The following is a 21,480-nucleotide window of genomic DNA, read 5'->3' as shown; positions in this document are numbered from 1 at the left end:
AGTGCCCCTCTCAGGTCAGGTCGGCGGAGTTCATCGACCGGCGGCCGGTGCGCTCCACCCGCATCACCAGCCGCTCCTCCGGGTCGGGGCAGGCGAACAGCGAGTCCTGGGCGAGCCAGTCGCCCGGCGGCACGTCCCGCTGCTTGGCGGCCAGGAACGGCAGCACCGCCGCGAGGGCGTACACGCAGAAGTGCCGGTCCGCCGGGATCCGCAGGTGCGCGCTGTGGGTCAGTTCGAAGTAGTCGCCGACGGCCATCCCGCAGACCGACCGGCCCTCGATCCGGTCCACGCAGACCCGCAGGTCGTACAGCTCCATGTCACCGCCCTGAGCGGCGGCCGCGTTCTCGGTCATGCCGGTTCCCTCCGCTCGGGGTCGCCCGGCCCGGCGACCCGCACCACGATCTTCCCGACGGTGCGCCGGGCCGCCAGGTCCGCCAGCGCGGCCGGGGCCTGCGCGAGCGGGACCACCCGGCTGACCGGCGGCCGCACCGCGCCGGCCGCACAGAGCTCGAACACCATCCGGTACGCCGCCCGCACCTGCGCCGGCCGCTGCCACGGGTACGCCGACCCCCAGGAGAGGCCGACCAGGGTGGCGTTGGCGGCGATCAGCCGCATCGGGTCGACCGGCGGCGGGTTCCCACCGGCCGCGCCGACGGCCACCAGCCGGCCCTCGAAGGCCAGGCAGTCCAGCGACCGGGCCAGCACGTCACCGCCGACCGGGTCGATCACCACGGTCGCCCCGGCGCCGCCGGTGGCCGCCGACACGGCCGGCACGAAGTCCTCGTTCCGGTAGTCGACCACCAGATCCGCGCCGTTGGCGCGGCAGGTGGCCGCCTTCTCCGGCCCGCCCGCGGTGCAGAGCAGCCGGGCCCCGCGCGCGACCGCGAGCTGGCTGACGGCGATCCCGACACCGCCGGCGCCGGCGTGCACGAGCACGGTGTCGCCGGCGGTCACCCCGGCCCGCTCCAGCGCCCACCAGGCGGTCTGGTAGGTGACCGGCAACGCCGCCGCGTCGACCGGATCGATCCCGGCCGGCCGGGGCACCACCAGGTCCGCGTCGATGGTGACCGACTCGCCGAGCGCGCCATGCGGCAGCGCCGGACAGGCGATCACCTCGGAACCGATCCGCAGTCCGGAGCCACCCGCCAGGTCAGCGCCAGCCCTGAGATCGGAGCCACCGTCGTTGTCGGAACCGCTGTCGCCATCGGAGCCACCCAGCGGGTGGGAGCCGGTCACGCGGTGGGAGCCGCCCCCGAGGTCGATGCCCGGGCCGGCGGCGACGATCCGGCCGGCCAGCTCGACCCCGGGCGTCATCGGCGGATCCGGCCGGACCGGGTAGTCGCCCCGGCAGAGCAGCACGTCGAGGAAGTTCAGCCCGACGGTCTCGACAGCGATCCGGACCTGGCCGGGACCGGGTGGCGGATCGGGCGGCAGCTGCGCCACCGAGAGCACGTCGGCCGGCTCCCCGGTCCGCCACGCGATCAGCCGGCGCACGGTTCCACCCCCGGTCCGTCGGCCCGCCGCTCGGAGACCGGCGGTTCGTCGGCAGGACGCTCGGAGACCGACGGTTCGTCGGTGGAACCGGACAGCAGCTCGGCGTGGTGGTGGACGATCAGCCAGCCGGCGTCGGTGCGCCGCAGCACATCGGTGACCCGGCTGTGGGTGACTGGCCCGTCGCCGGCCGGGGCAGCGACCAGCAGATACCGGGCCAGCCCGGTATCCCCCCAGACGTCGATGCGCTTGTGGTGGGCGGCCAGCGCGGTGAGGTCGGGCCGGGCCCCGGCGGCGTCCCGCCGGGTCCGGTACTCGTCCAGCTCGGCGCGCTCCCGCAGCGGCCCGGGCAGGTGGGTCTCCCAGGTGGTGACCCGGGGATGCAGGTGGGCGTCGAAGCGCACCCGGTCGCCGGCGAGAAACGCCTCGTACATGTCGTCGATCCCCGCGGCGATCTCCGCCGCCGACCCGGCGGACGCGGCGTTCCCGCTCGCCCCGGCGGTTCCGGCTGCCTGGCCGCGGTCGCGCCCGCTGCCGTCGGTGAGCCCGTGGCCGGTGAGCCGGTGGCCGGCGGGGCCGCCCGGCGCGGTCACCGGGCGCTCCAGCCGGCGCGGTCGTCGCGGACCACCCGGCCGCCGGCCATCACCCAGCGCACCCCCCGCAGCGCGGAGGTGCCGGTCAGCGGGTCGCCATCCATGGCGATCAGGTCGGCGTACTTGCCCGGTTCGACGGTGCCGAGGTCGGCCTCGGCGCCGAGCCAGCGCACCGGTCCCAGGGTGCCGGCGTAGAGGGCACGGGCCGGGCCGATACCGCCGTCGGACATGTACTCCAGCTCCCGCACCGAGGCGTTGGTCCCCTCGAAGTGCCAGAACGGCGGCATGTCGCTGCCGAGCAGCACCTCCACCCCGGCCTGCAGCGCCATCGCGTAGCTGTCCAGGTGGCGGGGTCCGGCGCCGAGCGACCGCTGCTGCATCCAGTCCGGTACGCCGAGTTCGTCGAAGAACTCCTTGCAGCGGGTGACCAGCAGCGTCGGCACCAGCGCGGTGCCCCGCTCGGCCATCCGGCTGGCCACCGCCGGGGTGAGCTGGTAGCCGTGTTCGACGCAGTCCAGGCCCAACTCGACCGCCTCGGCGATCACCGGCGCGGGGCCGGCGTGCGCGGTGACCTTGCGGCCCCAGGCGTGCGCGGTCTCGATGACGGCGGCCATCTCGTCGGCGAAGAGCTGCCGGGTGTGGATCGACTCGTGCTCGCCGGCGATGCCACCCGAGATCATCACCTTGATCAGGTCGGCGCCGGCCCGGACCTGGCGGCGGACCCCGCGCCGGAACCCGTCGACGCCGTCGCACTCCTCGGTGTCGGAACCTTCGTGGCCGTGCCCGCCGGTGCAGACCAGCGCCCGGCCGGCGGTGAAGATCCGCGGCCCGATCGCCCGGCCGGCGGTGATGGCCCGGCGCAGGGCGAAGTCGGCGTGGTCCTTCTCGGCCACGCACCGCACGGTGGTGACCCCGCACAGCAGGGTCCGGCGGGCGCCGTCGGCCATGTAGAGCGCCAGCTCGTGGGCGGTCATCTGCTTGACCCCGTCCCCGCCGGCTCCCGGCAGCGACAGCGACAGGTGGGTGTGCATGTTGGCCAGGCCCGGGGTGACGTACCCGCCGGCCAGGTCGAGTTCGGTGAAGTCGCCGCCGGCGCGGGCGGCGGCGAGCACCTGCGTCCGGGGGCCGGCGGCGGCGATCCGCTCGTCGCGTACCCAGACGGCGGCGTCCGGGACGGGGCCGACGCCGTCGAGGACCCGGCCGTCGACGATCGTGCAGTTGGTCAGGACGGTGTCGACCGGTTCGGGGTGTTCGGCGGCGCTCATCGCGGCTCTCCGATCTGGACCTGGTAGCTGTCGAGGGCGGCTTCGGGTGAGACGTACCCCTCGGCGACGTCGCGGCGCACCGCCGCCGGATCCCGCAACGCCGGATCGCCGTGCCCGCCACCACCGGCGGTCAGGATCGTCACCCGGTCGCCGGGGAGCATCGCGGTCCGCCGGGTCGACACCCGGGCCTCCCGGTCGGTGCCGGGAAACACGATCACCTGGTTCGGCTCCGGTTGGCCGCCGCCGGCCAACGCCCACGGCGCCGACCTGGTCTTCTTGATCACCGACAGGAACTCCCCCGCCGACACGAACCTGATGTCCCGCCGCAACCCCACCCCACCCCGGAACCGACCCGGACCACCCGAATCAGTCCGCATCTCCACCCGCTCGAAGAACATCCCCGTCCGCGCCTCCAACACCTCGACCGGGGTGTTGCGGGCCTGGGTCTGGCAGAGATGGTTGGCGGCGTTCATCCCGTCGTGGTCGGGGGTGCCGCCCCAGCCGACCGGGTCGTTGTTGCTCACCGCGAAGAGCTGGCCGGTCTCGGGATGCCGCCCGACCATCATGAAACCCGGCACGTCCCCACCCGACGACGCCGCCAACCGGTCCGGCATCCCCTGGGCCAGCGCCCGGTAGATCAGTTCGAGGGCGACGGTGCCGGTCCACTGGGTGAAGGTGGCCGCCGGGTAGACGGCGTGGAACAGAGTGCCGGGTTCGGCGCGTACCCGCAGGGCCGCGAAGTGGCCGGCGTTGGTCTGCTCGGCCGGGGTGGTGATCGCCTTGAACGCCACCCGGGCGGTGGCGATCGTCGCGCCGAGCGGCAGGTTCACCGGCCCGGGCACCGCCGGTGACGACCCGTCGAAGTCGACGGTGAAGGTGCCGTCGGCGACGGTGACGGTGACCCGCATCAGGATCGGCTCGTCGGTGACACCGTCGTCGTCCAGCCAGTCGGTGGCGGTCCAGGAGCCCTGCGGCAGCGCGGCGACCGCCTCGGCGGTGGACGCCTCGGCGGCGGCGACGACCGCGTCGACCACCGTCTCCACGGTGGACCGGCCGTACCGGTCGAACAGGTCGACGAGCCGCCGCTGTCCGGTCCGCAGTGCCGCCACCTGGGCGTGCAGGTCGCCGACGACCAGGTCGGGCAGTCGGGAGTTGAACCGGATCAGCTCGATGATCTCGTCGGCCGGCCGGCCGCGCCGGAACACCTTGGTGCCGGGGAAGATGATCCCCTCCTGGTGCAGGTCGGTGGAGTCCAGCACGTACCCGGGATCCTTGGCGCCCAGGTCCATCCAGTGCGCCCGTACGCAGAGAAACCCGACCAGCTCCCCGTCGGCGGCCGGGTCGGCACCGTCGGGCTGGAAGACCGGCGCGAACAGGGTCGCGTCGTAGGAGTGGGCGGCGTTCCAGTACGGGTAGTTCAGCAGCACCACGTCGCCGGGGTGCAGGTTCTCCCGGCCGACGTACTCGACGCCCCGGCCGATGGAGTAGTCGTTGGCGCCGAGGAACCGGCTCAGCCCGGTCGACTCGGCGACCAGCCGCAGCCGGGCGTCGTAGACGGAGATGCCGAAGTCGTGCACCTCGTAGATGACCGGGTTGAAGGCGGTCCGGACCAGCGCGGAGCGCATCTCCTCGGCGACGGCGGCGAGATGGCTGCGGATCACCTCGACGGTCGCGCCGTCGATGGCGGTGGGCTCAGTCATCGCCGGCCCCGTCGGCCGGGTCCACGCTGTAGACCTGCCGGGCGGCTTCGGGTGAGACGTACCCCTCGGCGACGTCGCGGCGCACCGCCGCCGGATCCCGCAACGCCGGATCACCGTGCCCGCCACCACCGGCGGTCAGGATCGTCACCCGGTCGCCGACCGCGACCGCCGTCCGCTTCGTGCTGACCCGGGCCTCCCGGTCCGTACCCGGGAACACCACCACCTGGTTCGGCTCCGGCTCGCCGCCACCGGCCAACGCCCACGGCGCCGACCGCGTCTTCTTGATCACCGACAGGAACTCCCCCGCCGACACGAACCGGATGTCCCGCCGCAACCCCACCCCACCCCGGCACCGACCCGGACCACCCGAATCAGTCCGCATCTCCACCCGCTCGAAGAACATCCCCGTGCGCGCCTCCAACACCTCGACCGGGGTGATCCGGCCGGTGCTGCCGGAGACGTGGGTGGCGGCGTTCATGCCGTCGTGGTCCACGGTGGCTCCCCAGCCCACCGGGTCGTTGTTGCTGACCGCGAACAACTGGCCGGTCTCGGGATGCCGCCCCACCATCATGAAACCCGGCACGTCCCCACCCGACGACGCCGCCAACCGGTCCGGCATCCCCTGCGCCAGCGCCTTCAGGATCAGTTCGACGGCGACGATGCCGGTCCAGAGGGTGTAGGTCGGCTGCGGATAGACGGCGTGGAACAGGCTGCCCGGCTCCGCCCGCACCACAAGCGGCGCGACGGTGCCGGCGTTGCTCGGCTGGTCCGGCGAGGTGAGCGACTTGAGGATCACCTTGCAGATCGCCTCGGTGGCGCCGAACGGCATGTTTATCGGCCCGGCGGCGGCCGGCGCCGAACCGGCGAAGTCGACGGTGAAGGTGCCGTCGGCGATGGTGACCGTCACCGCCATCTTCACCGGATCGTCGGTGATGCCGTCGTCGTCGACCCAGTCGGTGGCCGTCCACGAGCCCTGCGGCAGGGCGGCCAGCGCGGCCCGGCTGCGGGCCTCGCCGTCGGCGATGATCCGGTCCACGGCGGCGGAAACGATCGGCCGACCGAACTTGGCGATGATCTCCAGCAGCCGCCGCTCGCCGGTCCGCAGCGCCGCGATCTGGGCGTGCAGGTCGCCCAGCACCTCGTCGGGCATCCGCGAGTTGAACCGGATCAGCTCGTGGATCTCGTGGACCGGTTCGCCCCGGGCCACCACCTTCGTGCCCGGGAAGATCAGTCCTTCCTGGTGCATGTCCGTGGAGTCCAGCACGTACCCGGGGTCCTTGGCGCCCAGGTCCATCCAGTGCGCCCGTACGCAGAGAAACCCGACCAGCTCCCCGTCGGCGGCCGGGTCGGCGTCGTCGGGCTGGAAGACCGGCGCGAACAGGGTCGCGTCGGCGGCGTGCGCGGCGTTCCAGTACGGATAGTTCAGCAGCACGATGTCGCCGCGGTGCAGGTTCTCCCGGCCGACGTACTCCACGCCCTTGCGCAGCGAGAAGTCGTTGGCGCCGAGGAAGAAGGTCAATCCGGTGGCCTCGGCGATCAGCCGCAGGTCGGCGTCGTACATCGACATGCCGAAGTCGTGCACCTCGTAGATGACCGGGTTGAACGAGGTCCGGATCAGGGTGGCCCGCATCTCCTCGGCCGCCGAGATCAGATAGCTGCGCACCACCTCCGCGGTGGCGCCGTCCAGGGCGGTCACGACCCCTCCTCGATGGCGGCCGGTAGCGCATCGTCCAGGGAGACCAGCAGATGGCCGTAGTCGTCGACCTCGACCCGCTGCCCGCCGTGGACCACGGTGGTGGAGGTGCCCTCGTCCACCAGGGCCGGTCCGGCGAACCGGTCACCGGCGGCCAGCCGGGACCGGTCGTAGACGGCGAACGGCACCACCGCCCGGGTGGCGAAGTCGTAGGCGTCGCGGTGGCCGAGCAGGGCGCGACCCACGTCGCCGTCGCCGGCCGGCCGGCGGACCAGCTCCGGACGCCCGGTCAGGCCGATACCGCGTACCCGCAGGTTGAGAATCTGCAGCCGGTTGGCCATCGCGTGCCCGTACCGGGAGCGGTGCGCGGCCTCGAACGCGGCCCGGATGGCGTCCCGGTCCAGGTCGGCGCCGACCGTGACGATCAGCGAGTGTTCCTGGCCGACGTAGCGCAACTCCAGCTGTCGCTCCAGCACCGAGGCGTCGGCCGGCACACCCTGCCCGCGAAGCGACCCGAGCGCCTCGGCCTCCACCTCTTCGAACCGGGCCGCGAGCGCCGCCAGGTCGACCGCCCCGTCCGGCGCGTCCGCGTCCAGGGTGGCCAACACGGTACGGGAGAAGTCGTCCACGATGTCGGCCGACAGCATCCCCCAGGCGGAGAAGCCGGACGGCGCGAACGGCACCACCACCTCCCGGATGCCCATCTCCCGGGCCAGCAGCGGGGCCAGCAGCGGCCCGGCGCCACCGAAGGCGAGCAGCGAGAAGACCCGCGGGTCGTGGCCGCGTTCGACGGTGATCTGCCGGACCGCGCCGACGGTGCGGGCCAGCAGCACGTCGTAGACGCCGGCGGCGGCCGCCTCCGGGGTCAGCCCGAGCGGTTCGGCGAGCTGACTTTCGATCGCCTCCCGGGCGGCCTTGGCCTGCAGTCCCATCGTGCCGGCGAGGAACCGGTCCGGGTCGACGTAGCCGAGCACCACCGAGGCGTCGGTGACGGTCGGCCGGTCGCCGCCGCGGCCGTAGCAGACCGGCCCGGGGTCGGCCCCGGCGCTGTGCGGACCGACCTTGAGCAGCCCCCGGTCCAGCCAGGCGATCGAGCCGCCGCCGGCGCCGATGGTGCGGATGTCGTACGTCGGGATCAGCAGCGGGAAGTGTTCGAGCTGCGCCTCGTACGCGGCCACCGGGGTGCCGCGCTCGATCACGCAGGCGTCCAGCGAGGTGCCGCCGATGTCGAAGGTGAGCAGGTTGTCCCGGCCGATCACCCCGGCCAGGGCGGCGGCGCCGACGATCCCGCCGGCCGGGCCGGACAACACGGTGTGGGTGGGCGAGGTCTTCGCCGCCGCCGAGGTCATCGACCCGCCACCGGAACGCATGATCAGGAACCGGCCGGCGAAGCCACGGTCGGCCAGCCCGGCCTCCAGCTCGTCGACGTACCGCTCGAAGATCGGCCGGATGTACGCCTCCAGCACGGTGGTGCTGGTCCGCTCGTACTCCCGGTGCTCCCGGACGATGTCGGTGGAGACCGAGACGCTGACGCCCGGATGGGCGGCGCGGATGATCGCCGCCGCTGCCCGCTCGTGGGTCGGGTCGACGAACGAGTGCAGGAAGCAGATCGCGATCGACCGCACCCCGTCGGCGACCAGCCTGTCGGCGGCGGCCCGGACGCTGGCCGGGTCCAGCTCGTCGACGACCCGGCCCCGGTGGTCGAGGCGGCCGACCACCCCGGCGGTGTGCCGGCGACGCACCAGGCTCGGCGGCCGCTGGTACTGGAAGTCGTACATGTGGTCCGGGGGGACGTTGCCGCGGCCGAGCAGGAAGATGTCCCGGAATCCCTCGTTGGTGATGATCCCGGTGGCGTCGCCGCGCCGCTCCAGCACCGCGTTGAGGCCGAGGGTGGTGCCGTGGATGAACAGCTCCACGGTCGACAGGTCGGTGCCGAGCGCCTCGACCGCGGCCAGCACCCCCTCCCACGGCCGGGCCGGGGTGGTCGACGCCTTGCGGAACCGCACCCGGTTGGTCCTGGTGTCCAGCTCCATCGCGTCGACGAAGGTCCCGCCGATGTCGACGGCGAGCCGGATGTGCCGGTCAGGCATCACGCATGCCACCTTTCGTGTCGTCGCCGGCCGGCGCCGGTTCGGGGCTGGCCGGCGTCGGACCGGCCGGGTCGGGGTCCTCGCCCAGCAGGGCCGGGATCTCGGGGGACCGCCAGCAGGCGGCCCGGCTGCCGTCGTACGGGCGCAGGTGTTGCTCCTCGGTCCGGCACCGGTCGGTGACGAACGGGCAGCGCGCCGCGAGCGGACACCCGGCGGCGGCGTCCGCCTCCTCCAGGTCCTTGACCAGCTCAACGCGGCGGCCGGCGAATCCGGCACCGAGGCTCGGCGCGCTGGACAGCAGCGCCCGGGTGTACGGGTGCCGGGGCCGGGCGAAGACCTCGTCCACCGGCCCTTCCTCGACGATCCGGCCGAGGTAGAGCACCACCACCCGGTCGGCGAAGCCGCGTACCGTCGCCAGGTCGTGCGAGATGAAGACCGAGCCGCGCGACCGGTCGGCCGCCACCTCGCCGATCACCCGCAGGATCTGCGCCTGCACGGTGACGTCCAACGCCGAGGTCGGCTCGTCGAAGACGATCAGGTCGGGCTCGCCGACCAGGGCGCGGGCGATGCCGACCCGCTGGGCCTGGCCGCCGGAGAGCTCGTGCGGCCGGCGGGTCAGGATCGAGCGGTCCAGCTCCATCCGGTCCAGCACGGCGCCGACCCGGTCGGCCCGCTCGGCCGCCGGTACGCCGAGCGCGCGCAACGGTTCGGCGATCGCGTCGGCGACGGTACGGCGCGGGCTCAGCGACCCGACCGGGTCCTGGAAGACCAGCTGGGCCCGGCTGCGCAGCCGGCGCAGTTCCCGGCCCCGCAGCTCACCCATCCGGGCGCCGCCGACGGTGACGGTGCCCCGCTCGGCCGGGACCAGGCCGAGAATGAGCCTGGCCAGCGTGCTCTTGCCGCAGCCACTCTCGCCGACCACGCCGAGCGTCTCGCCGGCCGCCACCCGCAGGCTGACGCCACGCAGCGCCCGGTGCCCGCCCCGGCCGAACCGGCTGCGGTAGACCACGTGCGCGTCGTCGATCTCCAGTACGGTCCGGGTCGTACCGGGGTCCGCGGCCGTTGCAGGGAGCGCCGTGAGATCAGGAGGCGCGGCCGGACCAGGCATTGTCGGGCTCGGGACCGGTGGCCCGGTCTGTGGGAGCACGCACGCGACCGTCCAGGTACCGGCGCCCGTGCCGGCGGCGGTCGGGGCCGGGACGGTCGGTGGGCGGGCGGTCGTGCACTCGGCCGTGGCGTGGGGGCAGCGCGGCGCGAAGGGGCAGGCGTCCGGCGGCTCGCGCAGCAGCGGCATCGCGCCGGCGGTGGCGGTCACCGGCCGGCCGTCGACGTCCGGCACCGAGGCCAGCAGCGCCCGGGTGTACGGGTGGGCCGGCTCGCGCAGCACCCGGGCGGTCGGGCCGCTCTCCACGACCGTGCCGGCGTAGAGCACCACCACCCGGTCGCAGATCTCGGCGATCGAGGCGAGGTCGTGCGAGATGAGCAGCACCCCCCGCCGGTCGGCGTCGGCGGCGTGCCGGAACTGGCGCAGGATCTCCCGGGCCAGGGTGACGTCCAGGCCGGTGGTCGGCTCATCGGCGATCAGCAGACCCGGCCCGCAGCCGGTGGCCAGCGAGATCATCACCCGTTGCGCCATCCCGCCGGAGAGCTCGTGCGGGTACGCGTCGAGCCGCCGGCCCGGGTTGCGGATGCCGACCGCCTCGAACAGCTCGCGGGCGCTCTCCCTGGCCCGGCGCGGGCTCATCGACTGGTGGGTGATGAGCCGGTCGGTGAGTTGCCGCCCGACGGTGCGGGTCGGGCTGAGCGCCCCTCGTGGATTCTGGAAGCAGATCGCCGCACCGTGTCCCCGGTGCGCCCGCAGCGCAGCCGCGTCCATCCGCAACACGTCGGCCATCCCCGGCATCGGCGACGGCTGCCCACCCGACGCCGGTCCACCCGACGGCCACTCACCCGACGGCGGCTCACCCGCCATTGGCTGGGTCGGCGGCCGGCGGGACGTCGTTGTCCCGTCGGCCGCCGACCGCCGTGCCGGCTCCCCACCGGTGCCAGGGTGGGGAGCCGGGCTGTCGGCGGCGAAGAGCACCCGGCCGGTCGCGTGCGAACCCGCCGGTAGCAGCCCGACGATCGACCGGGCCACCATGCTCTTGCCGCCGCCGCTCTCACCGACCAGGCCGACCACCTCACCGGCGTCGACCCGCAGGTCCACCCCGCTGAGCGCGGCGACCCGCCGGCCGGGTCGGTCGATGACGACGCTGAGGTCCTCGATGGCCAGCAACGGCCGGCCCGGCCCGGCCGACACGCCGGGTCCGCTGGCGGCGCGGTCGCTGGCGGCGGGGCCGGTGGCGGCGGTCATCGCCGACCCGCCCCGGCGCGTTCCTGCAGGCCCTCGCCGAGCAGGCTGAAGCCGAGTACGCAGAGCAGCAGCACCAGGCCGGGTGGCACAGAGGTCCACCAGCGGCCCGCCACCACGTCCGGGCTGCCGAGGCTGATCATGGCGCCCCATTCGGCGGTCGGCACCGGCACGCCCAGGCCGAGGAAGGAGAGCCCGGCCAGCGTCAGCATCGCCCAGCCGCAGTTCAGCGGGGCGATCACCCGGACCGGGGTGAGGCTGTTCGGCAGCACGTGCCGCCAGAGCACGCCGACCGTGGAGGCGCCGGAGGTGACGGCCGCGTCGATGAACGGCAGTTCCCGGACAGATCGGGCCTCGGCGCGGACCAGCCGGGCGTAGCCGGGGGCGTTCACCAGCGCGATCGTGATGATCAGGTTGACCGTGCCGCCGCCGAGCAGGGCGGCCACGGCGAGCGCCAGGATGAAGGTGGGGAACGCCTGGAAGATGTCGAGCAGCCGCATCAGCACGTCGTCGAGCCAGCCGCCCAGGTAGCCGGCGACCAGCCCGAGGGTGGTGCCGGCGACCACGGCGAGCGCCACCGCGGCGACGGCGATGCCCAGGTCGAGCCGGCCGGCGTGCAGCAGCCGGCTCCAGACGTCCATCCCGTTGGAGTCGGTGCCGAGCAGGTGACTGCCGCCCGGCGGGGTACGCGAGCCCGCCGGGTCGATCTCCAGCGGCCCCCACTGGCTCAGCAGCGGAGCGAAGATCGCGGCAAGCGCGACCACGGCCAGGATCGTCGCGCCGACGCCGAGCAACACGTTGGCGAACCGCCCGGCCGCCGCGCCCCCACCGGCGACGACCGGGGAACCACCAGCCACCCCCGGCGAGCCACCAGCCACTGCCGGGAAGCCGCCAGCCACGCTCGGGGAACCACCAGCCACGGTCGACGAACCACCACTCGGGGAGCCACCCCTCGGGGAGTCACCGGACACGCCAGAGCCGGGGCCGGTGGCTGACGGGCCGGCGGACTCCCCCGCTCCGCCGGTGGCGCGCAGGTCGGCCATCAGATCTTCACTCTCGGGTCGAGGATCGCGTGCACGACGTCGGCGATCAGGAAGACGAGCACGTAGCCGGCGGCGATCAGCAGCACCGACGCCTGCACCACCGGGTAGTCGCGGTAGAGCAGCCCGCGCAGCGCCCACTGCCCGAACCCCTGCCACGAGTAGACGTACTCGACGAGCACGGTGGAGCCGATCGCGGTGCCGAAGACCAGGGCGGCCAGCGACGGCAGCCGGACCAGGGTGGCCCGCATCAGGTAGCCCCGGCGCAGCACCCGCTCCGGCAGCCCGTGCGCGGCGGCGGCCGTGTACGGCTCGGAGTGCAGCACCTCCAGCGCGGAGGCCCGGACGCTGCGCAGCAGCGGCGCCACGATGACGATCGACAGGGTCGCCACCGGCAGCACCAGGTGCGCCAGCGCCGAGCCGAACGCCGGCCCGTTCGCGGTCAGCGCCGCGTCGAGCAGGTCGGCGCCGGTCAGCGGGGTCAGGTCGGTGTCCGGGTCGACCCGGCCGCTGGGCGCCGGGAACCAGCCGAGCACGCTGTAGCCGACCAGGATCAGCACCAGCCCGAGCCAGAACTCGGGCATCGAGTTGCCGATCAGGGCGAGGATCCGGATGCCGTGGTCGCCGGCGGAGTCGGCCCGCCGGGCCGACCAGACGCCGAGGGTCACCGCCACCACGAGCGCTACCCCGACGGCGATGACGACGAGTTGCAGGGTCGGGCCGACCCGCAGCGCCAGTTCGGCGCCGACCGACGCCCCGCTCTGGATGGAGGTGCCGAAGTCGCCGGTGACCAGCCCGCCCAGGTAGTCCAGGAACTGCCGCCACAGCGGCTGGTCCAGGCCGTACCGGGCGCGGGCCGCCGCCGCGTCGGCCTCGGTGGCGTTGGGGCCGAGGATGGTCCGGATCGGGTCGCCGGGCAGCACCCGCACCAGCAGGAACGTCGCGACGACCACCCCGAGCAGCACCGGGATGAGCTGGAGCAGCCGCCGCGCGACGAACCGGGAGATCCGCATTGACAGGTCAGGCCGACGCGCTGAGGTAGCGCAGCCGGGCCAGCCCGTCCATCGGCTGGACCCAGCCGGCCACCTGTTCGCGTACCGGAAGGTTGAAGTTGGGCTGGCAGATGATCACCCACGGCACGTCGGTGGCGAGGATCTCCTGCACCCGGGTCCAGAGGGCGTTGCGTTCGGTGGCGTCGACGACGGTGTGGGACCGCTCGTAGATCTGCTCGATCTCCGGGTTGGTGTAGTTGGCGTAGTTGAGGTTGGCGCCCTGCACGAAGCTGGTGGCCAGCATGTACTCGACGTCGTTGACCCAGAGCTGGCCGGCGGTGAGCTGCAGCGGGATGTTCTTGGCGCCGCGCCGCTCGGCCAGGGTGGCCGGGTCCAGCGGGGTCAGGGTCAGCTCGATGCCGGCCTTGCGGGCCTCACTCTGCACCAGCACGGCGAGCTGCTGCTGGGTGTCGTTGTCGGTCTCGAAGACCAGCTCGGAGGTGACCGAGGTCTTGCCGGAGGCGGCCAGCGCCGACTTCGCCTGCTCGATGTCGTACGTGAACGGGTAGCCGCGCTCGTCGTAGCCGGGCATGTCCAGCGGCACGATGCTCTTGGTGGGTCGGGCGTCGCCGCCGTACACGTTGTTGATGATCTGCTCGTAGGGCACCGCGTACGCCAGGGCCTTGCGGACGTTGACGTCGTCGAAGGGTGCGGTGGTCACGGACATCTGGATGGCGACCTGCTCGTTGCTGGCCGCCGAGATGACCTTGATGCCGTCGGCCTGCTTGAGGTCGGCGATGTCGCGCTGGCCGATGCCCAGCGCCACGTCGATGTCGCCGGCCTGGAGTTGCAGGCGCTGGTTGGAGGCGTCCGGGACGACGCTGATCCGGATGGTCGGGGTCTTCGCCCCGTCCGGGCCAGGGTAGCCGGAGTTGGCGGCCAGCACGATCTCCTGGCCCTGGGTGGCCTGGCTGACGTTGAAGTAGCCGCCGGTGGGCGGGTTCTTGGCGTACCACTGCGCGGCCCACGGGTCGTCGGCGGTGACGTGCTTCTTGGCCTCGACCGAGTCGAAGACGTAGAGCGAGATGGCCTGGATCTGGCGGGTCAGCGCGCTCGGGAACGCCTGGGTGAACTCGACGGTGTAGTCGTCGACGACCCGGACCTGGTCGGGTTCGGTCAGGCCGATGGTGCGGTAGATGCCGGCGACGTTGGCCTGCGCGGCGAACGCGCGGTCCTTGGACCACTTCACGTCGGCGGCGGTCATCTCGTTGCCGCTGCCGAACTTCACGCCCTGGCGCAGCTTGAGGGTCCAGGTCTTCTGGTCCGGGCTCGGCTCGAACGACTCGGCGAAGGTCGGGATGATGTTCTCGGTGTCGAGGATCTTGCTGCCGTCGACCTCGGTGACCGCGTAGTCGATCATGTAGGGGAAGACGTTCTTGTAGAGCATCAGCGCGGTCAGGTCGAACCCGACGAAGTCCTGGTCCCAGCTCGACAGGTAGCTGGAGACGGCGATCCGCAGGGTGTCGGCGGTGGCGCCGCCGGGGGTGTCGTCGTCGCCCTCGGTGCGCGAGCCGGCCGCGCAGCCGCCGGTGGCGACCAGCAGGGCCACGCCGCCGGAGAGCTGCAGCAGTGAACGGCGGGAGAGCGCGGGTGATCCGGAGCCACCGCGACGAGATGTGCCAGCCATCAGATGTCCTCCGCTTGCACGAGGGGGTGGACCGGAGCTGCGGCCCGCTCTCCGTGTTCTATCAGGGCAAACTTCTGTGAACAAGAGCCGGGGCGTTGTTCACCGGGTTGCAACCATCTAGAGCTGGCCACCCAACCGAACGGCGGATGGCCGGCGACGCACTTTGTTCACGGAGTTTCACACAAGCGATACACAACCGTGTTCTCCGGCGGGTCCTGGCGTCGCGGTATGACGGAAGCTGTATGTATCCGCATCGATACCGCTCGACTACCGTGAGGTGATGACGCGCCGACCCGCCGCAGTCGCCCTGTCCTCCGCCGCCGTCCGACTACTCGCCGTCGTCGGGCTGCTCGCCACCTCCGGGCTGGTGGCCACGCCCACCACGGCCGCCGCCGGAGAGCCGCCGGCCAGCATCGGGTACGGCGAACGCGCGCTCGCCGCGAGCGCCGACCGGCTCGACCGCGCCGCGCGATCCGCCCCGGCCGGGGTCACCAGCTGGTACGCCGACCCCGGCACCGACCGGGTCGTGCTGACCGCCCTGCCCGGCGCCGAGGCCGCCGCCCGCGCGTTCGCGGTCCGGGCCGGCGCACCCGCCGGCGCGGTCCGGGTGGAGGTCTCCGCCGAGCGTCCGGTCGCGTACGCCGACGTCCGCGGCGGCGACCCGTTCACCACCAGCCCGTCCCCGGGCTTCCGGTGCACGGTGGGGTTCAGCGTCGTCGGCGGGTTCGTCACCAACCGGCACTGCGGCCGGGTCGGCACGGTCGTCTACAGCCTGGCCGGTCAGCGGATGGGCGTCTTCGCCGCGGTCTCGGCGGCAACGGCCGACTGGGCGCACGTCCGGCTCGACCCGGGCTGGCGTCCGGTCGGCCAGATCCGCGGGCCGGCCGGCAGCTACGTGCCGGTGCGCGGCTCGGTCGCCGCCCCGGTCGGTGCCTCGGTCTGCCGCTACGGCAACACCACCGGCTGGCGGTGCGGCGTCATCCAGGCCCGCAACGTCACCGTCGTTTACCCCGAGGGCGTGATCTACGGCCTGACCCGCACCAGCGTCTGCGCCGAGCCGGGCGACTCGGGCGGGCCGTTCATCTCCGGCAACCAGGCACAGGGCATGACCTCCGGCGGTTCGGGCAACTGCACCTCCGGCGGGGTCACCTACTTCCAGCCGGTCAACGCCCCACTCACCGCCCTGGGCCTGACCCTGGTGACCTCCCCCTGATTCCGCGATCCTCGTGGCGGCCGGTGGCCGGGTTCCGCCTCGCCTCGGCGAAGACAGCGATGGGCCGGGTCCCCGTGGTGTGGGAACCCGGCCCGTTCGGTGTGTATCGGTGGTCAGCTGTTCCAGTGTTCGGCGACCAGGTCGGCAGCCGCCTGCTCCCACTTGGCGTAGTGGTCCGGGAACGCCGACACCTGCACCGTCTGGGCGGCAGCGGTCAGCGGCAGCTCTTCCCAACCGTCAACCTGCTTCAGCGCCTTCAGGAACGCGGTCGTGGCGTACTCGGGGTCGGTGATCTGCTCGACCGAGCCCCAGCCCGAACTCGGGCGCTGCTGGAACAGGCCCTGTGAGTCGTGGTCGTTGCGGTCACCCAGGTGACCGAAGTTGTTCAGGGTGGACTCCTGCATTGCGGTAGCGACCGCGATCACGGCGGCTCGCTCGTCCATGCCGTTGGCCTTGGTGGCCTTGATGATGGCCTTCGCGTTACCGACCTGCTCGTCGTTCCAGTCGACAGACTGCTGGGCACCCTGGGTGCCGTTGGGGATCAGCTTCGCCGTGTCCGGCTTGTCAGCGGCCACTGCAGCCGTCGGCGCCATCGACCGGGCACCCTCATCCAGCGCGGCAGTCACGGCGGGGCCGGCGGTCACGCCGCCGACGAACGCCAGACCAGCGATACCAAGAGCAGCCTTGCGGAGCTTGCTGTTCTCGAAGACGTTCGTGTTCATCAAAGATCAGTCCTTCCGATCGGGGGTGCAGCACACCGACGCGCGGGGACGCGAAGATGTGCCGGCGCGCTCCAGGAAGGCAGAGCACGACTTGATAAGGGGGATGCACGACCGGGCGCCTACGCCAACCAACCCGCAGCCGGGGCGTGGTCCTGCGGTCGTACGCCGGGTGTAACGCCCCGACCCCATCCAAGATTCCGGCAAAACGGACGGCTACTAAGTTGATCAAGCCGATCCGGGTCCGCCGGATCGGACACCCGACCCATCCGCGACACCGCGGAATGATCAGGAGCTACCTGGAGGTGTACGTGACAAGGGCATCCGGTCCCACCATCGCGCGCTGGCAGCTCGGCGGACAGTTGCGACAGCTCCGCGAAGCCGTCGGCCTGACGCACCAGTCGATAGCAGCCCAACTGGGCTGCTCCTCGTCAAAGATCTACAAAATCGAGTCGGGCGATGTCGGCGCCGCACGTGCGGACGTGTTGGTGATGCTGACGGAGTACGGCGTCACGGACGCTCAGCAGCGAGATGGGCTGCTGGAGCTACAACGTCAGGGCAAGGAACGCGGCTGGCGGGCGAAGTATGGCCAACTCCCCGCCCCCTACGCGATGTACATCGGGCTGGAGTCGGCCGCCCTGGCTATACGGAACTTCGAGCTCGCTGCCGTCCCCGGCCTGCTGCCGACCGAGGCGTACGCCCGGGCGCTACTGGACCAGCAGCAGATCACCCAGGAAGAGTCGGAACGCGACCGGCGGAGGCAGGTCCGGGTCGCGAGACAGAGTTGCCTCACGGAGGAGGACCCCACCACGCTCTGGGCAATCCTCGACGAGAGCGTGCTCCACCGTCAGGTCGGCGGACCCGACGTCCTACGCGACCAACTCCAACACTTGCTCGAGATGGGACACCGTCCCAACGTTCACATTCAGATCCTCCCATTCCACGAGGGCGCCCACCCCGGCATGCTCGGGTCGATCGCGATACTCGAGTTTGACCCGGAGATCCATTCGCCCGTCGCGTACGTGGAGACACTGGCTGGCGACGTGTACCTCGAGCGGGAGACCGACCTACAACGCGTTATCATGGCGTACACGCACCTCCAGTCCAGTGCGCTCAGCCCGTCCGCGTCCCGGGAACGGATCGAGGCGGCGGTACGCGCGCTGGCTTAGGAACAGGGGAGGAACAGTGGATCTGACTGGCGCCCGGTGGCGCAAGAGCAGCAGAAGCCAGAGCAACGGCCAGTGCGTGGAGGTCGCTCACCTGCCAGGCATGACCGCAATCCGCGACAGCCAGGACCCGACCGGCCCGACCCTACGATTCGGCCGCCACTCGTTCACCGCCTTCGTGACGGCGCTAAAGAGCAACCAGTAGCAGGGACGATGCACGACGACACCAGGTGGCGGAAGAGTAGCCGCAGCAACACCAACGGCGCCTGCGTCGAGATCGCCGAACGCGCGGACGCCGTATCCGTGCGGGACAGCAAGGACCCAACCGGCCCGGCTCTACGATTCGGCCGCCACTCGTTCACCGCCTTTGTAGCGGCGCTGAAGATCAGGCAGTAGCAGAGGGCGCGTCTCCTCAGGCGGGCTCCTACGTCGGTCTCCGTTGCAGCACGCATCATCATTGGCCGTGCCTGGGAGAAGGTTTACCGGCGAGGGCGGCCCGGTCGCCCAGGCCAGCACCCGGGGTAGGCCGCGAGTTCGGTCACGGTGGGGTCGGCGGACGGACCGGGGTGGACCGGACGGGTGCGCTCAGTGCCCGGTTCCACCAGAGCGACAGCGCAACGGCGGCGGCTGTCAGCAGCGCGCCGACCAGCGCGAACCACCCGGCGAGTTCGATCTCCTCCTGCTGCACCACGATCGCGTCCGGCAGGTCCAGCAGCACGTCGACGAGTTGGTCCGCGTCCTCCGCCCGGTAGTACTCGCCGCCGGTCAGCCGGGCCATCTCCGACAGGCTCGCCTCGTCGATCCGCAGCAGGCGTCCGCCGCCGAACCGGCCGCCGCCGAACCGGCCGTCCCCGCCGAAGGCTTCGCCGGCGCCGATCTGGTCGGCGCGGCACACCATCGGCGCGGGTTCCGTGGTGCCGAAGCCGATGGTGTAGACGCGCAGTTTGCGGGCGGCGGCCTGTTCGGCGGCGGTGATCGGATCCACGCCCTGGCTGTTCGCGCCGTCGGTGAGCACCACGATGGTGTCGGGTTGGTAGTCGCCGTCGACGCCGGGCAGCGGGGCACCCGGGTCGAGGTCGACGCCGGTCGGCGGCACCGCCGGGTTGGTCTCGGCGATCGCGTCGATGGCGGTCAGCACCGCCATCCCGATCGCGGTGCCGCGGGCGGTGTCGAGGTTGTCGAGCGCGGCGAGCAGTTCGGCCTGATCGGTCGTCGGCTCCACCAGCAGGCCAGCCACCCCGGAGAAGGCGACCAACCCGATCCGGGTGCCCTCCTCCTGGGAGGTGATGAACTGCCGGGCGGCGTCCCGCGCGACGGTCAGCCGGTTCGGCTCGACGTCGGTGCTGCACATGGAAAGTGACACGTCGAGCGCCAGCAGGATCGAGGCGGAGTTGGCGGGCACCGGCACCGAGGCCAGCGGCCGGGCGGTGCCGAGGCCGACACTGATCAGGCCGGCCAGGAACAGGACCACGGGTATCCGGCGGCGCCACCCGGACCGGCCGGGCATGGCCGCCCGGATCAGCGCGAGGCTGGAGACCCGGACCGCCGTCCGGCGGCGGCGCCGGGCCAGCCACCACCGCACGGTCGGCAGCAACGGTACGGCCAGCAGCGCGGCAAGTGCCCAGGGCCAGGCGAACGACATCAGACGATCCTTCCGTGCCAGCGGATCATCAGCAGCGCGCCGACCGCCAGGAGCAGCAGCGCCACCCCGGCGAGCGGTGCGGTGAGCTCGATCGGCTCCGGTCGGGTGGTGACGCGCAGGTCGATCGCGCGGTGGATGTCGTCGAGCGCGGCGGTGTCCTGCGGCTGGTGGTAGGTCCCGCCGGTGATCTCGGCGAGGCTGGCCAGCCGGTCGTCGTCGCGGGCGGTGGCCACCTGGTAGCCGTCGACCTCGACGGTGGTGCCTTCGGTGGTGCCGATGCCCACCGTCTCGATCCGGACGCCGGCCGCGGCCGCGAGCGCCGCGGCCTCCTCCGCGCGGCCGGTGGTGTCCTCGCCGTCGGAGAAGATCACGATGGTCGCCGAGCCCCAGTAGCCGAGATCCGGCGGCTCCGCGTCCTCGTCGTCGGGCAGCGTCACCTGTTCACCGACGATCGCAGTCAGGGACGCCAGGATCGCGGCGCTGAGCGAGGTCCCACCGCCGACGCTCGGCCGGTTGATCGCGGCGATCGCCTCGTCGTGGTCGTCGGTGGGCAGTTGGGTGGTGAGCGCGCCCGGCCCGAACACGACCACGCCGATGTCGACGGTGGCGGGCTGGGCGCGTACGAATCGGGTCGCCGCCTCCTGGACGGCGGCGTACCGGGACGGTTCGACGTCGTCGGCGGCCATGCTGTTGGAGGCGTCGAAGGCCAGGATCACGGTCCCGGCGACGCGTGGCACCTCGACGACGGTCTGCGGGCCGGCGAGGGCGACCAGCAGCGGCGCGAGCGCGGCGAGGAACAGGGCGAAGGGCAGGTGCCGGCGTACGGCGGTCCGGCGGGAGGCGGCGGAGAACGCCAGCGGCGAGCCGGCCAGGGCGGCGGCGCGGCGGCGCTGCAGCACGACGTACGCCGTGACCGCCGCGACGGTGACGACCACGGCGACGAGGAGCAGCAGCGGGTACCGGGCGGTCATCCGCGCCGCCGTCCCGAGCGTCGGGCGAGGTCGACGAGGGTCCGGGTCAGGTCGTGGTCGGTGGTGATCCGGTGTGCCGCCACGCCGGCCCGACTCATCGCGGCGGCCAGGGTGGCCTCCCTGGCCCGCACCTCGGCCGTCAGCCGTTGCCGCAGGTGCGGGTCGCTGGTGTCGACGAGCAACTGCTCCCCGGTCTCGGCGTCCTCCACCAGGACCAGTCCCAGGTCGGGCAAGTCCAGCTCGGCCGGATCGACGACCCGCAGCACGATCACCTCGTGCCGGTGGGCGAGCCGGGCCAGCGGCGCCTCCCAGCCCGGCTCCCCGATGAAGTCGGAGACAACGAAAATCAGGCTGCGCCGGCGGGCCGTGCCGGCCGCCAGCCGGAGCATCGCCGCCAGGTCGGTGGTGGTGCCGCCGCCCGGTTCGACCGGCCGACCGAGTTCGTGGGCCAGCCGCAGGGTCTGGGTCCGACCGGTACGCGGCGGGATCACCTGTTGCCGCTGGTTGTCGTAGAGGATCGCGCCGACCCGGTTCCCCGATCCGGAGAGCAGCCGGGCCAGGCAGATCGCCAGGTCGGTCAGGACGTCGGCCTTCCCCGGCCCGGCGCCGCCCGGCGTCATCGAGGCGGACCGGTCGAGCACCAGCCAGCCGGTCAGGTCGCGGTCCTCGGTGTACTGCCGGACGAACGGCTCGTCCAGCCGGGCGGTGACGTTCCAGTCGATGTGCCGGACGTCGTCGGAGGGCGTGTAGGCGCGCAGGTCGGTGAAGTCGATCCCGGCGCCGCGCGACACCGTCCGGTACCCGCCCTGCAGCTGCCCGTCGAGGCGGCGCAGCACCCGTCACTCCAGTCGCCGCAGCAGCCGCTCGG

Annotated in this window: 19 protein-coding genes; 4 read left to right on the top strand and 15 right to left on the bottom strand. The window is 72.6% G+C overall.

Translation table 11 applies throughout. The annotated features are described in order from the left end of the window. Positions 1-10: 10 nt before the first annotated feature. The 11 genes from O7627_RS17100 to O7627_RS17050 all read right to left on the bottom strand — a co-directional run bounded on the left by O7627_RS17100 (position 11) and on the right by O7627_RS17050 (position 14,901). Positions 11-352 (bottom strand): TIGR04076 family protein, encoded by a 342-nt coding sequence (locus O7627_RS17100; RefSeq protein ID WP_278094518.1) that lies wholly within the window; start codon positions 350-352, stop codon positions 11-13. Beyond that, entirely contained in the window at positions 349-1,494 is a 1,146-nt protein-coding gene (locus O7627_RS17095; protein WP_278094517.1) for an NADPH:quinone oxidoreductase family protein, read from the bottom strand. Before O7627_RS17095 ends, O7627_RS17100 begins: the two co-directional genes overlap by 4 nt. Continuing rightward, positions 1,482-2,084, bottom strand: a complete 603-nt coding sequence (locus tag O7627_RS17090) for a nuclear transport factor 2 family protein (RefSeq protein WP_278094516.1) — start codon at positions 2,082-2,084, stop codon at positions 1,482-1,484. Before O7627_RS17090 ends, O7627_RS17095 begins: the two co-directional genes overlap by 13 nt. Continuing rightward, positions 2,081-3,349 carry an amidohydrolase family protein gene (locus O7627_RS17085; RefSeq protein WP_278094515.1) on the bottom strand — a complete coding sequence of 423 codons (1,269 nt, stop codon included), beginning with the start codon at positions 3,347-3,349 and terminating at the stop codon, positions 2,081-2,083. The genes O7627_RS17090 and O7627_RS17085 overlap by 4 nt, the downstream gene beginning before the upstream one ends. Continuing rightward, on the bottom strand, positions 3,346-5,049 hold the full coding sequence (locus O7627_RS17080) for a hydantoinase B/oxoprolinase family protein (protein WP_278094514.1): 1,704 nt from the start codon (positions 5,047-5,049) through the stop codon (positions 3,346-3,348). The genes O7627_RS17085 and O7627_RS17080 overlap by 4 nt, the downstream gene beginning before the upstream one ends. Beyond that, complete coding sequence (locus O7627_RS17075; RefSeq protein ID WP_278094513.1) at positions 5,042-6,745, bottom strand: hydantoinase B/oxoprolinase family protein; 1,704 nt, start codon at positions 6,743-6,745, stop codon at positions 5,042-5,044. The genes O7627_RS17080 and O7627_RS17075 overlap by 8 nt, the downstream gene beginning before the upstream one ends. Beyond that, positions 6,742-8,832, bottom strand: coding sequence for a hydantoinase/oxoprolinase family protein (locus O7627_RS17070; RefSeq protein WP_278094512.1), 2,091 nt, complete (start codon positions 8,830-8,832; stop codon positions 6,742-6,744). The genes O7627_RS17075 and O7627_RS17070 overlap by 4 nt, the downstream gene beginning before the upstream one ends. Next, positions 8,825-11,185, bottom strand: a complete 2,361-nt coding sequence (locus O7627_RS17065) for a dipeptide ABC transporter ATP-binding protein (RefSeq protein WP_278094511.1) — start codon at positions 11,183-11,185, stop codon at positions 8,825-8,827. The genes O7627_RS17070 and O7627_RS17065 overlap by 8 nt, the downstream gene beginning before the upstream one ends. Beyond that, positions 11,182-12,039, bottom strand: coding sequence for an ABC transporter permease (locus O7627_RS17060; RefSeq protein ID WP_278094510.1), 858 nt, complete (start codon positions 12,037-12,039; stop codon positions 11,182-11,184). Before O7627_RS17060 ends, O7627_RS17065 begins: the two co-directional genes overlap by 4 nt. Before the next feature lie 185 nt (positions 12,040-12,224). Continuing rightward, positions 12,225-13,235, bottom strand: coding sequence for an ABC transporter permease (locus O7627_RS17055; protein WP_278094509.1), 1,011 nt, complete (start codon positions 13,233-13,235; stop codon positions 12,225-12,227). Between the two features lie 7 nt (positions 13,236-13,242). After that, positions 13,243-14,901 carry an ABC transporter substrate-binding protein gene (locus O7627_RS17050; RefSeq protein ID WP_278094508.1) on the bottom strand — a complete coding sequence of 553 codons (1,659 nt, stop codon included), beginning with the start codon at positions 14,899-14,901 and terminating at the stop codon, positions 13,243-13,245. Between the two features lie 280 nt (positions 14,902-15,181). On the opposite strand from O7627_RS17050, the gene O7627_RS17045 reads away from it, so the two are divergent. Beyond that, complete coding sequence (locus O7627_RS17045) at positions 15,182-16,114, top strand: S1 family peptidase (protein ID WP_278094507.1); 933 nt, start codon at positions 15,182-15,184, stop codon at positions 16,112-16,114. Between the two features lie 113 nt (positions 16,115-16,227). Here O7627_RS17045 and O7627_RS17040 read toward each other — a convergent pair whose 3' ends face one another. Beyond that, a complete protein-coding gene (locus O7627_RS17040) occupies positions 16,228-16,836 on the bottom strand; it encodes a hypothetical protein (RefSeq protein WP_278094506.1) in 609 nt (202 codons plus the stop codon). A 221-nt stretch (positions 16,837-17,057) separates the two neighbouring features. Between O7627_RS17040 and O7627_RS17035 the strand changes: the two genes are divergently transcribed. The 3 genes from O7627_RS17035 to O7627_RS17025 are packed head-to-tail and all read left to right on the top strand — an operon-like array spanning position 17,058 to position 18,395. Beyond that, positions 17,058-18,002, top strand: a complete 945-nt coding sequence (locus tag O7627_RS17035) for a helix-turn-helix transcriptional regulator (protein ID WP_278094505.1) — start codon at positions 17,058-17,060, stop codon at positions 18,000-18,002. Positions 18,003-18,018: 16 nt separating this feature from the next. Further along, positions 18,019-18,204, top strand: coding sequence for a DUF397 domain-containing protein (locus O7627_RS17030; protein ID WP_278094504.1), 186 nt, complete (start codon positions 18,019-18,021; stop codon positions 18,202-18,204). Positions 18,205-18,212: 8 nt separating this feature from the next. Continuing rightward, positions 18,213-18,395 (top strand): DUF397 domain-containing protein, encoded by a 183-nt coding sequence (locus tag O7627_RS17025; RefSeq protein WP_278094503.1) that lies wholly within the window; start codon positions 18,213-18,215, stop codon positions 18,393-18,395. A 142-nt stretch (positions 18,396-18,537) separates the two neighbouring features. On the opposite strand, the gene O7627_RS17020 is transcribed toward O7627_RS17025, so the two are convergent. From O7627_RS17020 to O7627_RS17010, 3 genes are read right to left on the bottom strand one after another with little or no spacing between them, the layout of a single operon-like run. Beyond that, the gene (locus O7627_RS17020) at positions 18,538-19,641 is read right to left on the bottom strand and encodes a VWA domain-containing protein (RefSeq protein ID WP_278094502.1); all 1,104 of its coding nucleotides are present in this window, start codon (positions 19,639-19,641) and stop codon (positions 18,538-18,540) included. Then, complete coding sequence (locus tag O7627_RS17015; protein ID WP_278094501.1) at positions 19,641-20,612, bottom strand: VWA domain-containing protein; 972 nt, start codon at positions 20,610-20,612, stop codon at positions 19,641-19,643. The genes O7627_RS17020 and O7627_RS17015 overlap by 1 nt, the downstream gene beginning before the upstream one ends. After that, complete coding sequence (locus O7627_RS17010; RefSeq protein WP_278094500.1) at positions 20,609-21,448, bottom strand: DUF58 domain-containing protein; 840 nt, start codon at positions 21,446-21,448, stop codon at positions 20,609-20,611. Before O7627_RS17010 ends, O7627_RS17015 begins: the two co-directional genes overlap by 4 nt. Between the last annotated feature and the right edge of the window lie 32 nt (positions 21,449-21,480).

The organism is Solwaraspora sp. WMMD1047 (assembly GCF_029626155.1).
In the GTDB taxonomy this organism is placed as follows: Bacteria; Actinomycetota; Actinomycetes; order Mycobacteriales; family Micromonosporaceae; genus WMMD1047.
The sequence above is the reverse complement of the archived record's forward strand: the minus strand, read 5'-3'. Positions and strand labels throughout refer to the sequence as shown.